We start from the raw sequence: 14696 nt of genomic DNA on the forward strand, positions 1-14696 counted from the left end.
ATGGAGCCGTACGAGAGTCCGCTCGACGCGATCCCAGGATCGCATCCGTACCCCCGCGACAGCCGGTACCACGACGCCGAGATCGGGGTGCATGTCCGGCCCGACGGGACCGAAGTGCGCTACACCAAGCGGCGGTTACTGCCGCCGCTGCCGGACGAGGGCGCGATCGCGCCGCATGCCGTCAGCGGTGGCGAGCGGCCCGACCACCTCGGGCAGCGCTACTTCGGCGATCCCGGACAGTGGTGGCAGATCGCGGACGCCAATCCCGTTCTCGATCCACGTGAGCTGACCGCCGAGCCCGGGCGGGTGATCGGGATTCCGCTGCCCGGTGGGGCCATGGGGACCGGTCATGGCTGACGAGCCGATCGGGACCGGGCCCGTACATTTCACGCTGCGCATGGGCCCCAAACTCACCCGACCCGTGCCCCAGGCGGTCGCCGAGGCCCTGCTGTCCGCGCAGATCACCAGTACCGCGGGCGAACGCAGCGGCTTTCAGATGGCGTTCGACCTGACCAAGAAGGGCGCCATCATCGACCGGCTGCTGCCCGAGGGGTTCTTCGACCCCCGCACCCGTGTCATCGTCTCGACCGTCATCAAGGGCACCCCGACGGTCCTTCTCGACGGCCTGATCGTCCGTCAGGAAGTCGGGTCGAGCAATCAGCCGGGGCAGAGCACGCTCACCGTCACCGGCGAGGACCTGACCATACTCATGGACCTGGAGGAGCGGACCGACCGCTTTCCCAACCTCTCCCCCGCCGAGCGCGTGAGCCGCATTCTCGCCAAGTACGTGGACTACGGAATCCGGCCCGAGGTCGTACCCGAGCAGATCGCCCAGCCGCCCCGCGAGCAGTTGCGCGTCGACTACCAGACCGCCACGGATCTCGGCTACATCAATGAGCTGGCCCGCGCCAACGGTTACACCTTCTACCTCGAACCGGGTCCCACCCCCGGCCATTCCCTCGCCTATTGGGGTCCGCAGCGCCGGCTGGGGCAACGTCAGCACGCGCTCAACGTCAACATGGACGTCAACTCCACCGTCGACCAACTCACCTTCGCGTACGACGGAGCCGCGCGCGAGGAGCCGCAGGCCCGCTGGCAGAATCCGCTGTCCCGCGAGTCGACGCTGCTCCCGCAGCCCGATATCAGCCCGCTCAGGCCCCCGTTGGGCCGCCGTGCGAGCCCCGCGCTCAAGCGGAAGCGGCTGTCGGGCACCGCGAAGAAGGGGTTCGAGCAGGCGCGGGCGGAAGCCCTCGCCCGCGCCGCGACCTCCGCCGACGCGATCTCCGGTTCGGGACAGCTCGATGTCAACCGCCACGGCTATGTGCTGCGTCCGCGCGAGTTGGTGGGGGTACGGGGCGCCGGCCGGACGTACGACGGTGACTACTACGTCACCTCCGTCACCCACAACCTCACGCCCGGGTCGTATCAGCAGAACTTCACGCTCTCACGTGAGGGGCTCATCGCCCGCAGTGGCACCGTCCGTCCCTGAGCGAGTCCCCTCCAGTTCGTGAAGTTCCTGACGTCTCTGACATCCCTGACGTCCCTGAATTCCCTGAAGTCCCAAGCCAGACACAGCAGGAGCAGCCCGTATGGCGCCAGCATCGAACAACCGCTTCCTCGGTAAGTTCCGGGGCCGGGTGGCGGACAACAACGATCCCCTGCGGATCGGCCGGATCACCGCGTACGTCCCCGACGTGCTCGGTGACGAGGCGTCGACCTGGGCCATGCCCTGCTTCCCGTTCACGGGCGAGCGGTCCGGCCAGTACGTGATCCCGTCCGAGGGGGCGGGTGTGTGGATCGAGTTCGAGCAGGGCGACCCGAGCTTCCCGATCTGGACCGGCTGCTGGTTCGGCGACAGGAGCGAGCTGCCGGTGGACGCGTTGGCGGGCGCGGAGCGGGACGCGCGGCCCGTCGTCATCGAGACCCAGGGCCACCACAAGATCGTGCTCTCCGACGACCCCGAGAACGGGATTCTCCTCCAGGCGCCGGGGGCGGACGGGAACGGCCCCTTCATCCGGATCAACAGGGACGGGGTCCATATCGATAACGGGCAGGGGGCATCGGTCCTTGTCTCCGGCGACCAGGTCGACATCAACCGGGGCCGGCTGACCGTACCCAAGAAGCGTTAGCGAAGAGACGGGGAGAGAAGTCTTGTCCGGGAAAGTCATCCACGCGGGCACCCTGATCGGCTGCCCCCACGGCGGCCGGGCCGACGCCGCGCCCGCTCCCTCGCGGGGCGTGCGGCTCGACGGTCTCGCCGCCGCGACCGGCGCGCTCGTCCACACCGTCACCGGCTGTCGCCACACCGTCGACAACATCCCCGTGCCGTGCACGAGCGTCCGCTGGACCCCGGCGGGCGGCGGTGTGCTGATCGACGGTTCGCCGGTGCTGCTGGAGAGCACAGCGGCCCTCTGCTACACGGCGGGCCTCGTGCCGCAGGGGCCGCCGGTCGTCACGACGGCGTCGTCCCAGGGGGTGGCCTGCGGATGAGGACGAGGCCAGTACGTACGGACATCGCCTTCCCCTTCCGTACCGACCGGCGGGGGCGCACCGCGCACGCGGACTACGACGACCATGTGCGGGATCTGATCGAGCAGTTGCTCTTCACCAGCCCCGGTGAGCGCGTCAGGCGCCCCGACTTCGGCTGCGGGCTGCTCGATCTGGTCTTCACACCGAACAGCCCCGAACTGGCCTCCGCGCTGGAGCTGTCCGTACAGGCGTCGCTCCAGCGCTGGCTGGGCGAACTGATCGAGGTGGAGGCGCTGGACGTGGTGAGCGAGGAGAACGTGGTGCGGGTGTATCTGCGCTATGTGGTGCGCTCCACCGCGAGCCGGCGCGACGAGGTGTTCGAGGGGAGCGGCCCGGTATGAGTGAGCCGAGCGATCAGTTGGTCTGCCGTACGGACGGCAGGCGTACGAAGGTACGGGCCGCGCGGCTCGGTGGTGTGGACGCGGTCGAGGTCGGTGACGACGGGCTGACCCTCACCGTCACCTTCCTCGGCAAGGCGCCCCACGGGCTCTGCCCGGAGAACATCCGGATCGACGGCGGCCGGCGCATCACCGGTATCGAGGCCGTCGAGGTGTCGGTCGAGCGCGAGGAGGACCCGGAGCTGGACGACCGGCTGTTCGTCACGCTCGACCGCACCGGCGACACGTCCCGCTACCGGCTCTCGGTCGTCGCGACGGATCCGTACGGGCGGCCGAGCACCGAGCCGTTCCACGGGTTCGACCAGCGCTACTTCTGGGCCGACTTCGACTTCCGGGCGGGCTGTCCCACCCCCTTCGACTGCGAGAAGGACGAGCGGGCCGAGCAGGCCGACGGCCCGCACCGAGACACACCGGCGTCCGCATACGCACCCGCACCCGTCATCGATTACACCGCGCGCGACTACGACACGATCCGCCGGCTGATCCTGGACCGGCTGGCGCTGACCACCCCGGACTGGGTGGAGCGCAACGCCGCCGACCTCGGGACGACACTGGTCGAACTCATCGCCCACACAGCGGATCTGATGAGCTATCAGCAGGACGCGGTCGCGACCGAGGCGTATCTCGACACGGCGCGGCGCAGGGTGTCCGTACGCCGCCATGTGCGGCTCATCGACTATCCGATGCACGACGGGGTCAACGCCCGCGCGTTCGTCACCGTCGAGACCGTGCGCCGGCTGACGCTGCCTCCCGGTACGTTCCGCTTCGCCGCCGTCGATGTCCGTACTCTGGCGCCGCGCGACCGGCCCGAGATCGGTACGGTCATCGACGACCGGGATCTGGCCGTGCTGGACGAGCGCGGTTCGGTGGAGGTCTTCGAACCGGTCGTCGCCGAGGACCCGTTGGTCCTGTCCCCCGAGCACACCACCATCCGCTTCTGGACCTGGGGGGACGAGGTGTGCGCGCTGCCCCGGGGAGCCACCGCCGCCACGCTCAGGGACGAGTGGGCGGACAAGGAGTGCGCGGCCCGCACGCTGGAGTTGTCGCCCGGTGATCTGCTGCTGATCGAGGAGGTACGGGGACCGCGGTCCGGTACGCCCGGGGACGCCGATCCGGCGCACCGGCAGGCCGTACGCCTCACCTCCGTCACCCCGGTCGTGGACCGGCTCGTGGACCAGCCCGTCCTGGAGGTCACCTGGGCACGGGAGGACGCGCTCGCCTTCCCCGTCTGTCTGTCCACCCGCGGCGGCCCCGGCTGCGAGCCGGTCGAGGATGTGAGCGTGGCGCGCGGGAACGTCGTACTCGTCGACCACGGCCGGTCACTGACCGTCCACGGGGGCGCGGCCCAGACCGTCACCGTCCCGCCGGTGCCCGCCGTTCTCGGTTCCTGCGAGCCGTCGGGCTTCGGCTGCTGGGACGGGGACGCGGGCAACGCGACGGCCGAACTCATCAACACCCGTATCGAGCAGACACGTTGCGGTCGTCCGCTGACGGCTGATCAGGTCCGTGAGCTGTTCACCGTCGTCGGTGAGGACGCGACGGTACGCGCCGGACTCGCTCTGGAGCTGGCGGGACGACGACGGGAGAAGGTCGTCCCGGGCACCGCCTACGCCCAGGCGGAGGCGCTGGCGACCCTGCTGGCGCAGGTCACCTATCCCGGCATCCGACCGCGCTTCCGGCCGGTGCTCGACCGCTCCCCCGTCGTCCAGTCCGTACCGTTCCCCGAGCCCCGCCATGTCTCGGCCGGACAGGCCACCCGGCTGGCGGCCATCGGGGGCCGGGTGCGGGAGCGGCTGGTGGAGCTGTGGCGCGGTGCCCGCGACCACGACGGGCTGACGGACCATGAGATCGCCGAGCTGACCGTGCTGTTCGGGCTGCGCGTCCTGGAACGTCTTGAGCTACGGCGTCATCCGGTGCGCGCACTGCGTGAGCTGCTGCACCGCGGCGAGCGGCTGCTCGCCACGAAGCTGCGCAGGCTTGAGGTGCTGAGCGCCCGGGCCCGGGCGGGCACGGTGCTCGACGGCTCCATCGCCTGGGAGATCGCGCACAGTTGGGGCCCGGCGTACGCGGTCGGACTGCATCCCGGTGAGGCGGTGCTGCGCGGGCCCGCCGCGGCGCTCGTACAGGACCCGCGGGCCGCGCTGCCCGCGGTGAGTGTCACGGACGGCGACACGTCCTGGGCTCCCCGGCGGGATCTGCTCTCCAGCGGCCCGCGCGACCGGCACTTCGTCGGCGAGCTGGAGGACGACGGGCGGATCGCCCTGCGCTTCGGCGACGGGCGGCACGGTGCGCGCCCGCGTCCGGGTGCCCGGCTGGAGCCGCGCTATCGGCTCGGCGGCGGTACGGCGGGCAATGTCGGCGCGGAGGCGATCAACCATCTGGTGCTGTGCCGTGATCCTGAGGCGTCCGACGCCGGGGATCCGCCGCCCGTGGCGGGGGTACGCAATCCACTGCCGGCCGTCGGTGGCACGGAGCCCGAATCCGTCGATCAGGTACGTCAGTTGGCGCCGCTCGACCTCAAGCGCTCGCGGCTGCGCGCCGTCACCGCCGAGGACTACGCGGCGCTGGCCGCCGGGCTCCCGGGGGTGCGGCGCGCGGCGGCGGAGATCCGCTGGACGGGCAGTGTCCAGGAGGCGCATATCGCCCTCGACGCGCTGGGGACCGGCGATCCCTCGCCCGAGCTGCTCGACTCGGTGTCGTACGCCCTGGAGAGCTACCGCCGGATCGGCCACGACCTGGTGGTCGGCCCCGCCAGGAACGTACCGCTCGACATCGCTCTCACGGTGTGTGCCGAGCCCGGCCACCAGCACGGGCAGATCCTGGCCGAGCTGTACCGGCTGCTGGGCGCCGGACGGCTGTCCGGCGGCCGGCTCGGGTTCTTCCACCCCGACGCGCTGACCTTCGGCGAACCGGTGCGGCTCAGCCGTCTGGTGGCCGCGGCGGCGGCCGTACAGGGTGTGGAGAGCGTACGGGTGACCCGGCTGATCCGGCTCTTCGACGAGGATCCCGGCGATGACACCGCACTGGAGGAAGGCGTGCTGCGGCTGGGCCCGCTGGAGATCGCGCGTTGTGACAACGATCCCGACCGGCCCGAGAACGGCCGGCTGTCCATCGAACTGGCCGGAGGCGCACGATGAGCGAGACCCGCACCTGCGGCTGCGGTGGGCACGACGAGCGTCACGCGCCCCGGCCGCCGTACAACCCGCCGGGCCGGACGGCCCTCGACCACCGGGTCGGTGAGTACGGCTCGTTCCTCGCGGCCATGCTCGACCGGCTCGCCTCCCCCGCCTACCCCGCGCTGCGCGAACTGACCGTCCGCACCTCCGACGACCCGGCGATCGGACTGCTCGACGCCTGGGCGGTCGTCGGTGATCTGCTCACGTTCCACTCCGAGCGGATCGCCGAGGAGGGGTATCTCCGTACGGCCCGTGAGTACCGTTCGCTGGCCCTGCTGGGGCGGCTGGTCGGGCACCGGCCACGGCCCGGTATCGCCTCCGACACCCATCTCGCGTACACCCTGGACCGCGATCCGCGCGCCGAGGATGTGCCGGTGCTGATCCCGCGCGGCGCACGCGGCAACAGCGTGCCCGCCTCGGCCGACGAGGAGTCGCGGACCTTCGAGACCAGCGAGGACCTGACGGCCCGCTGGGCCTGGAACGAGCTGGCGGTACGCCGGCGCCGGCCCGCCCTGCTCACCCCGGACGATCTGCGCGAGCGCTCCGAGATCCAGATCTCCGGGACGGCCGCCTCGTTCCAGACCGGGGACAGGCTGCTGTTCGTCTTCGGCGCGGACGGGGAATCGGCCGGGAAGCGGCCACTGTTGACGGTCACGCGGGTCAGGATCGACCGGGACGACGACGTGACGGCGATCGGTCTGCCGCAGTCCGCGCCGCCGTCACTGGCCGAGCTGGTGGCGGAGTTGCGCGAGTGGATCACCAAGGACGGGCGGGAGGCAGAGGAGGGCGATCCCACCCCCGACAACCCCAATCCGCGCCCCGTCAGCCTGATCATCGACGATTTCGACGCTCAGGTACTGGCCCCGCTGCGCACCGATCTGGACGGCATCACGTCCCCGGCCGCGTTCGCCCGGCGGCTCGCGGATCCGCATGAGCGGCTCGCCGAGGCGGGGGCCCTCGCGGCTCCGTACGAGGAGGTCGCGGCCTGGTTCGAGCGGCTGGAGGCCGTGGTCGGCGAACTGATGGAGCGAGCGGCCGAGTTGGAGCCCTCGCAGCCCGTGCCGCCGCCCGCTCCCGGGAACGCCTCCGGGAACGCTCCCGGGAACGCCTCCGCGAACGCCGGGGCGGCGGACTCCCCGGCCCTGCGGGCGCTCGGCGCCGTACTGCCCGCCCTGCGCACCCGGGTCGTCAAGCCCCCGGCGGGGGCCCGCGCGCTCCCGCACGACCCGGCGCGCCTCTTCGCGCCGGGCTCCGACCTCGGCGCGCGGCTGCTGTCCGCGCTCGATCCACGGGTCGCGGACGGCATGTACGCGGCGTGGCGCAACGCGGCCCCGGTCGTGCCCGCGCTGCTGCGAGAGCTCCAGGCGATGCGGGTGACCGCGGCGCCGTTCGGGGCGACGGCGCCGCTCAAGCCCGTCCAGGACGAGCGGGGGCGGGTCATCCGGCAGACGGACTGGCCGCTGGGCGGCTCGTCCCTGACCACCACGCGGATCGTGTACGACACCGCGGGCCGGGTGCCGGTACGCGCCGAGTTCCAGCACACGGAGACCGGCTCATCGGTACAGCGGTCGGAGAATCTGCCCGCCGAGATCACCTTCGATCTGGCGCCCGGCCGGGTCTCGCTGGTGACCCGTACCGCCCAGGACCGTGATCTGAGCTGGCTCTCCCGGCGCCCGGCCGACTCCCAGGAGCCCGGCGTGACCGTGCAGTTGCTGCCCGGTCTCCCCGAGCGGACGCTCTTCGTGTCCCGCCCCGGTGAGGACGGCCGGGTCCATGTCGCCGTGCACAACGGCGAGGCCCTGGAGTGGTGGCTCGCTCCCGGCGAGCACAAGCAGGTCACCCACGGGGAGCTTGAGCTGACTGTGCGGTACACCGCCGGCGGCGAGCCGGCGAACGTCGAGATCGGTCTCGCGACCGTCCCCGAGCAGGCCAACCGCCATACGCTGCCGCTCGATTCCGTGCAGGACGGCATCACGGTCGGCAGCTGGGTCGTGGTCGAGCGCCCCCGCAAGGGCGCCGAGGGGCCCGACGGAATCCCGGGCGACAAGACGCTCGCGTCCGTCACCACCCGGGTGACCGCCCTGCGCACCGCCGCGTACACCAACTACGGCATCACCGGCCGGGGCACCGAACTGACCCTCGCGGACCCCTGGCTGGACGAGCACGACGTCCTGCTCTCCACGATCCGGGACACCACCGTGCACGCGGGCGGTGAGGCGCTGCGCCTCGCCGACGAGCCGCTCGGCGAGGACGTCCACGGCAATGAACTCGAACTGGCCCACCTGTACGACGGGTTACGGCCGGGGCGCCGGCTGATCGTGTCGGGCGAACGCACCGACATCCCGCACACGGCCGGGGTGCGCGGCACCGAACTGGCCGTGATCGCCGAGGTGGAGCAGGCACTCGACCCCCAACTGCCCGGTGACCATGTCCATACGAGGCTCACACTCACCGCCGACCTGGCCTACCGCTACCGCAGGGACACCGTGCGCGTCCAGGGCAATGTGGTGCCCGCGTCGCACGGCGAGAGCCGCGACGAGCCGATCGGCAGCGGTGACGCCGGCCGGATCAACCAGACGTTCGCCCTCTGGCAGTCGCCGCTGACCTGGCTGCCCGCGGACAATCCGCTGGGCGCCACGCCCACCCTGGAGGTACGGGTCGACGGTCTGCTCTGGCACGCGGTGGACAGTCTGGCCGGACGCGGTCCGCGCGAGCGGGTGTATGTCATCGGCACGGCCGCCGACGGGCGGACGACGGTGACCTTCGGCGACGGGGTGTTCGGTGCCAGGCTGCCGTCCGGGCACGAGAATGTCCGGGCCCGGTATCGCTTCGGCACCGGCAGCGCCGCCAACGTCCCGGCGGACCGGATCACCCAGGCCGTCACCCGGCCGCTCGGTGTCACGGCCGTCACCAATCCGCAGCCCGCCACGGGCGGCGCGGACGCCGACGGTCCCGGTCTGACCCGGCGCACGATCCCGCTCGCGGTCTCCGCTCTGGACCGGCTCGTGTCCGTCGGGGACTACGAGGACTTCGCCCGCTCCCGTGCGGGCATCGGCCGGGCCGCGGCCCGTGAGATCTTCGACGGGCGGCGGCGGGTGCTGCATATGACGGTCGCCGGGGTCGATGACATCGCGATCGCCGAGGACTCCGAGGTGCTGCGCGCGCTGCGGTCCTCGCTCGCCCGCTACGGCGACTCACGGCTGCCCGTGCGTGTGGACGTGCGCGAGCTGGTGCTGTTGCTGCTCGCGGCGCGGGTGAAGGTGGCCCGTGATCACACCTGGAGTGTGGTCGAACCCCGGCTGCGGCAGGCGCTGCTGCGTGAATTCGGCAGCGGACGGAGGGAGTTGGGCGTGCCCGCCCGGCTCTCGGACGTGCTGGCGACGGCCCACCGGGTGCCGGGGGTGGACTACGTGGATGTCGATGTGTTCACCGGGGTGCCCGCGTCCGTCACCCCGGAGCAGCTGATCGCGCTCGCGGGCGACCTCGGCCGGCCGCGCCCGGCGGTCCCGGCGCGGCTCGCCACGTATGACGAGGACGTGCATGTGGTCAGCGAGCGGGACGGCGAGACGCTCACCCGGATCGCCGGGCAGTACGGCATCCCACTGACCGAACTGCTGCGGCTGAACCCGGACATCACCGATACCCGGCGGCTCGCGAAGGGACGGGCGGTGTCCGTCTTCCGGGGCATCAGGCCGGCCCGGCTCGCTCTGTTGTCACCGCATGTCGCGGACACGCTGATTCTGACGGAGGTCACCGCATGAGCAGGGAACCGGACGGGCTCGCGGAGCTGCTCCCGCAGTGGCACCGGCTGCGCGACGCCGAGGGCGGGGAGCCGCTGCGCGCGCTGCTCGCGGTGATCGCCGAGCAGGTCGACCTGGTCCGCGACGGCGTCGAACAGAGCTATGAGGACTGGTTCGTGGAGACCGCGGCGCCCTGGGTGCTGCCGTATCTCGGCGATCTGGTCGGTTACACCCCGCTGCCCGGCTATGAGCGGGTGCTCGCGAAGGGCCTGGCGAGCGGCGGCGGCGCCGAGGAGGCGCGCGACCGGCTCGCCGAGGCCCTGGCGCCGCGCGCCGATGTCGCCGCGACGGTCGCCAACCGGCGGCGCAAGGGGACCCTGGCGCTGCTGGAGGAGCTGGCCGGGGATGTGGCGGGCTGGCCCGCGCGGGCGGTGGAGTTCTCCCGGCTCCTGGCGCAGCAGCAGCCGGTCAAGCTGTACGGATCGGGGACGGCGGCGGTGAACGCGCGCCGGCTGGAGCGCGGCCGGCTCGTGGACGTACGGGAGGGCGCCGCGCTGGATCTGGCGGGCGGGCCGTTCGGTACGGTCGCGCGGTCGGTGGACGTACGGCGGGCCGACTCGGCGCGTACGCCGGGTGGCCAAACCCCGGCGGGGGTGGGCCTGTTCGTGTGGCGGCTGAAGCCGTTCCAGCTGACCAGGGCGCCCGCGTACTGCGTCGACCGGGCCCGTAACCTCTACACGTTCTCGATCCTGGGCAATGACACCCCGCTGGTGACGAAGCCGGTGCCCGAGCCGTCCGCCACCCATGTCGCGACCATCGACAACGTCCCCGCGTATATCCGCCGCAGGCAGCTCGCCGACCGGCTCGCGGACTATTACGGTCCCGGCAGGAGCTTCACGGTCTGGCGCGACGGCCAGGACGAGCCGGTGGCGCCGGCGGATCTCGTGGTGGCGGATCTGACGGACTGGCGCTACCGGCCCAAGCGCGGGCAGGTCGCGGTCGATCCCGAGCTGGGCCGGATCGCCTTCGGCTCGCGCTCCGCGCCGCGCCAGGGCGTCTGGGTCACCTACCACTACGCGTTCTCCGACGGCACGGGCGGCGGTGAGTACCCGCGCGACCGGGAGACGCCGGTGTCCTCGGCGGTCTACCAGGTCGGCCCCGGCCGGCCGTATCAGCGGATCATGGACGCGTACGGGCAGTGGCGGGCCGACCGGCGGGCCGGGCACTGCGGGCCCGACGGTCTGATCGAGATCACGCACAGCGGCGCCTATCAGGAGCAGCTCGACTTCGATCTGGACCCCGGCGACCGGTTGGAGGTGCGGGCGGCCGAGGGCACCCGGCCGGTGATCCGGCTGCTCGACTGGTACAGCAACCGGCCCGACGCGCTCAATATCCGGGCGCGGGACGAGGACGCGCGGGACGACGAGGACGGCCGGGAGGGTGCGGGCGAGGCTCCCCGGATCGTGCTCGACGGTCTGCTGATCACCGGGCGCGGGCTCCATGTCTCCGGTCCCATGGGCGCGGTGGTGCTGCGGCACTGCACGCTCGTACCCGGCTGGTCGCTGGAGCCCCACTGCGAGCCGCACTCCCCCGAGGAACCGAGTCTGGTGCTGGACAGGACCTCCGCGTGCGTGGAGATCGAGCGGTGTGTCCTCGGCACCATCGAGGTGATCGGTGACGAGGTGGGGCACGACCCGCTGCCCCTCCATATCCGCGACAGCGTCCTGGACGCCACCGGTCACGACCGGGCGGCCCTGTCAGCCCCGGACTGCCGGCATGCCCACGCCGTGCTGCACGCGCACCGCACCACCGTCATCGGGGAGGTCCATACCCACGCGGTGGAGATCGCCGAGAACTCCCTCTTCACCGGGGCGCTGCGGGTGGCCAGGCGGGGCGTCGGCTGCGTGCGGTTCTCGTACGTACCGCCCGGCTCGCGCACCCCGCGCCGCCATCGCTGCCAGCCGGACCTGGTGGGCGGCGAGGAGGCCGCGCGGGTGCGGCCGTCGTTCACCGGTGAGCGGTACGGCACGCCCGCGTACGGGCAGTTGGCGGCCGGGTGCGCCGAGGAGATCAAGCGAGGCGCCGAGGACGGCTCCGAGATGGGCGCCTTCCACGATCTGTACCAGCCGCAGCGCCTGGACAGTCTGCGGGCGCGGCTGGCCGAGTACACCCCGGCCGGTACCGACGCCGGGATCGTCACCGTGACCTGAGCCCTCCCGCGCCCTGTGCCCCGCCTCATGCCCGATGCCGTGACTCCGTATCCCGCGAACCCGTATCCCGCGCGACCGAATGCCGATCTTCCGAGGGGGACCCCTTCCCATGCACGCAGATATCTCCCGCATCACCTTCCGGCCCGACCGGCACTACTCTGCGGTGATCGCCCAGCAGGGCCGTGTCCAGCTCGACGCGGACGCGAATGAGCAGGCCGCGATCCAGCTGCACCAGGCCCGTACCCTCGCCGCCGATCTGATCGGTCCGCACGGCGGCCCGCGCGGCGCCACCGGATTCGCGCTGGATTTCGTGGGCGGCGGCCGGGAGCTGGACGATCTGACCATCGCGGGCGGCCGTTATTACGTGGACGGCATCCTGGTGGACGCGACACGCCCGGCGCCGGGGGTGCCCGTCGAGGATGACGCGGCCCCGGCCGAGGACGGTGACAAGGACGCCCCCGCGGCTCCGGAACCGCCGGCCACCTGGACGTACTGGGACCAGCCCGACGCGTACCGCGACCCGGAGCGGCCCGCCGACCGGCTGCCCACCCAATACCCCTATCTGGTCTATCTGAAGGTGTGGGAGCGTTCGGTCACGGCGGCCGAGGACCCGCTGCTGCGGGAGGTCGCGCTGGGCTCGGCGATGCCCGACACGGCGGCCAGGCTCAAGGTCGTCTGGCAGCTGCTGCCGCTGCCCGGCGAGCGGCTGGAGCTGGATCCGGCGAACGGAACGCCGCAGGAGCAGGCCCGCGCGGCGTTCACCACATGGGTGGCGGCGCAGGCTCCGACGGCGCGGATGGCGGCGCGCGCCCGGCGGCCCGAGCACGCCGACGAGGACCCGTGCCTGGTGAAGCCGGACGCGCGGTACCGGGGGCCGGAGAACCAGATGTACCGCGTGGAGATCCATCAGGGTGGCGAAGCGAAGGACGCGACGTTCAAGTGGTCCAGGGAGAACGGTTCGGTGACCTTCCCGGTCGACGGGCTCGACGGTACGTGGGTGGAGCTGGCCTCGCTCGGCGGTGACGACAAGCTGGATCTGAACGTCGGCGACCAGGTCGAGTTCGCCGATACCGCGTATCTGAGCAGGGGTGAGCCGCTGCCGCTGCTCAGGGTGGAGGAGGTCGACCTGCCGGGACGGCGTGTACGGCTCTCCGGCGAGCCGGACCCGTCGGTGGGCCGCCGGCCCGAGCTGCACCCGTTCCTGCGCCGCTGGGACCACCGGCCGGAGGCGCACCACACGAGTGGTGCGGGCCGGTCGGGACGGCAGAAGCGGGGCGCGACGAAGCCGCGTGACGGCGCGCTGCGGATCGAGGAGGGCGGCTGGATTCCGCTGGAGGACGGCGTTCTCGTCTACTTCGAGCCGGGGAAAACCTATCGCTCCGGTGACTTCTGGACCGTTCCCGCGCGTACGGCGACCGGAGATGTGGAATGGCCCAAGGACACGGCCCGTCGTCCGCTGCTCCGCGCACCCGCCGGCGTCCAGTACCACTACGCTCCGCTCGCCTGGGTGTTCGGCGAAGGGTCCGCCGCCGATCTGCGGCTGGCGTTCGCGCCGCTGGCCACCCCGGTCCCCCCGGCCGACGAAGCGGAGCTGGCGGCGGAGACGGCGGCCGAGGAAGAGGCCGTCGCCGCAGAACTGGCCGCGACGGACGACACCGCGGAGCGGGCGCCGGAAGAGAACGGCGAGGGACAGAAAGAGAACTGACGGTTCGTCGGAACATGAAGGAGCATCGCGATGGCAACGCCTCTGACCGCCACCAAACTGCTGCAAGTCCTCCGTAACGAAGGTCTGCGCGTCGTCGAGCACCGGAGCTGGCGTACGCACAACCGCAACCACAAGGGTCCGTGGGGGCCGCTGCACGGAGTGATGATCCATCACACCGTGACCTCGGGGACGCAGAGCTCCGTGGAGCTCTGCTACAACGGCCATTCGAGCCTGCCGGGCCCGCTGTGCCACGGTGTGATCGCCAAGGACGGCACCGTGTATCTGGTCGGCAACGGCCGGGCCAACCACGCCGGACTCGGCGACGACGATGTCCTGCGCGCGGTGATCAACGAGTCGGGACTGCCCGCGGACAACGAGGCCAACACCGACGGCAACCGGTACTTCTACGGCTTCGAGTGCGTCAACCTGGGCAATGGCACGGACCCGTGGCCGGCCGCCCAGCTGGAGGCGATAGAGAAGGCCGCGGCGGCCATCTGCCGGGCGCACGGCTGGACGCAGCGCTCCGTGATCGGCCATAAGGAGTGGCAGCCGGGCAAGATCGACCCGCGCGGCTTCACGATGGAGTCGATGCGGGCGCGGATCGGGAACCGGCTCGGCGGCAAGCCGGACGGCCCCTCGTCACCGCCGCCGAAGCCTCCGGCGACATTCGAACCCTTCCCCGGGGCCGCCTTCTTCGCGGTCGGCCGGCGCAGCGCCGTGATCACGGCGATGGGCAAGCGGCTGGTGGCGGAGGGATGCGGACGGTACGAGGTGGGCCCGGGGCCGGACTGGTCCGAGGCCGACCGCAAGTCCTATGCGGCCTGGCAGCGCAAGCTCGGCTACACGGGAAGCGACGCCGACGGGATACCGGGCAAGACGAGTTGGGACAAGCTCAAGGTGCCCAACGTCTGATCCGGTGCTGCGAGGCAGTGATCCGA

10 protein-coding genes are annotated in these 14696 nt (G+C 71.9%); all 10 read left to right on the forward strand.

All coding sequences use genetic code 11. The annotated features are described in order from the left end of the window. Positions 1–357 carry a hypothetical protein gene (locus AB0M67_RS31890; RefSeq protein ID WP_365751099.1) on the forward strand — a complete coding sequence of 119 codons (357 nt, stop codon included), beginning with the start codon at positions 1–3 and terminating at the stop codon, positions 355–357. Then, positions 350–1489: a hypothetical protein gene (locus AB0M67_RS31895; RefSeq protein ID WP_365751026.1), complete on the forward strand. Its 1140-nt coding sequence runs from the start codon at positions 350–352 to the stop codon at positions 1487–1489. Before AB0M67_RS31890 ends, AB0M67_RS31895 begins: the two co-directional genes overlap by 8 nt. 100 nt (positions 1490–1589) lie before the next feature. Then, positions 1590–2129 (forward strand): phage baseplate assembly protein V, encoded by a 540-nt coding sequence (locus AB0M67_RS31900; RefSeq protein ID WP_365751027.1) that lies wholly within the window; start codon positions 1590–1592, stop codon positions 2127–2129. Positions 2130–2151: 22 nt separating this feature from the next. Then, the gene (locus AB0M67_RS31905) at positions 2152–2490 is read left to right on the forward strand and encodes a hypothetical protein (RefSeq protein ID WP_365751028.1); all 339 of its coding nucleotides are present in this window, start codon (positions 2152–2154) and stop codon (positions 2488–2490) included. Continuing rightward, entirely contained in the window at positions 2487–2870 is a 384-nt protein-coding gene (locus tag AB0M67_RS31910; protein ID WP_365751029.1) for a GPW/gp25 family protein, read from the forward strand. The genes AB0M67_RS31905 and AB0M67_RS31910 overlap by 4 nt, the downstream gene beginning before the upstream one ends. Next, complete coding sequence (locus AB0M67_RS31915) at positions 2867–6064, forward strand: putative baseplate assembly protein (RefSeq protein ID WP_365751030.1); 3198 nt, start codon at positions 2867–2869, stop codon at positions 6062–6064. The genes AB0M67_RS31910 and AB0M67_RS31915 overlap by 4 nt, the downstream gene beginning before the upstream one ends. Then, positions 6061–9864 carry a putative baseplate assembly protein gene (locus AB0M67_RS31920; protein ID WP_365751031.1) on the forward strand — a complete coding sequence of 1268 codons (3804 nt, stop codon included), beginning with the start codon at positions 6061–6063 and terminating at the stop codon, positions 9862–9864. Before AB0M67_RS31915 ends, AB0M67_RS31920 begins: the two co-directional genes overlap by 4 nt. Beyond that, positions 9861–12053, forward strand: coding sequence for a hypothetical protein (locus AB0M67_RS31925; RefSeq protein ID WP_365751032.1), 2193 nt, complete (start codon positions 9861–9863; stop codon positions 12051–12053). The genes AB0M67_RS31920 and AB0M67_RS31925 overlap by 4 nt, the downstream gene beginning before the upstream one ends. Positions 12054–12162: 109 nt before the next feature. Further along, complete coding sequence (locus AB0M67_RS31930) at positions 12163–13758, forward strand: DUF6519 domain-containing protein (RefSeq protein WP_365751033.1); 1596 nt, start codon at positions 12163–12165, stop codon at positions 13756–13758. Between the two features lie 30 nt (positions 13759–13788). Then, entirely contained in the window at positions 13789–14670 is an 882-nt protein-coding gene (locus AB0M67_RS31935) for a peptidoglycan-binding protein (RefSeq protein WP_365751034.1), read from the forward strand. Positions 14671–14696 lie beyond the last annotated feature (26 nt).

Origin of the sequence: Streptomyces sp. NPDC051662 (genome assembly GCF_040681655.1) — a bacterium.
Classification (GTDB): domain Bacteria; phylum Actinomycetota; class Actinomycetes; order Streptomycetales; family Streptomycetaceae; genus Streptomyces.

Bases quoted from the DNA above. Each gene is read 5' to 3' on its own strand.
- AB0M67_RS31890 (WP_365751099.1), top strand. From the start codon at position 1: ATGGAGCCGTACGAGAGTCCGCTCGACGCGATCCCAGGATCGCATCCG.
- AB0M67_RS31895 (WP_365751026.1), top strand. From the start codon at position 350: ATGGCTGACGAGCCGATCGGGACCGGGCCCGTACATTTCACGCTGCGC.
- AB0M67_RS31900 (WP_365751027.1), top strand. From the start codon at position 1,590: ATGGCGCCAGCATCGAACAACCGCTTCCTCGGTAAGTTCCGGGGCCGG.
- AB0M67_RS31910 (WP_365751029.1), top strand. From the start codon at position 2,487: ATGAGGACGAGGCCAGTACGTACGGACATCGCCTTCCCCTTCCGTACC.
- AB0M67_RS31915 (WP_365751030.1), top strand. From the start codon at position 2,867: ATGAGTGAGCCGAGCGATCAGTTGGTCTGCCGTACGGACGGCAGGCGT.
- AB0M67_RS31920 (WP_365751031.1), top strand. From the start codon at position 6,061: ATGAGCGAGACCCGCACCTGCGGCTGCGGTGGGCACGACGAGCGTCAC.
- AB0M67_RS31925 (WP_365751032.1), top strand. From the start codon at position 9,861: ATGAGCAGGGAACCGGACGGGCTCGCGGAGCTGCTCCCGCAGTGGCAC.
- AB0M67_RS31930 (WP_365751033.1), top strand. From the start codon at position 12,163: ATGCACGCAGATATCTCCCGCATCACCTTCCGGCCCGACCGGCACTAC.
- AB0M67_RS31935 (WP_365751034.1), top strand. From the start codon at position 13,789: ATGGCAACGCCTCTGACCGCCACCAAACTGCTGCAAGTCCTCCGTAAC.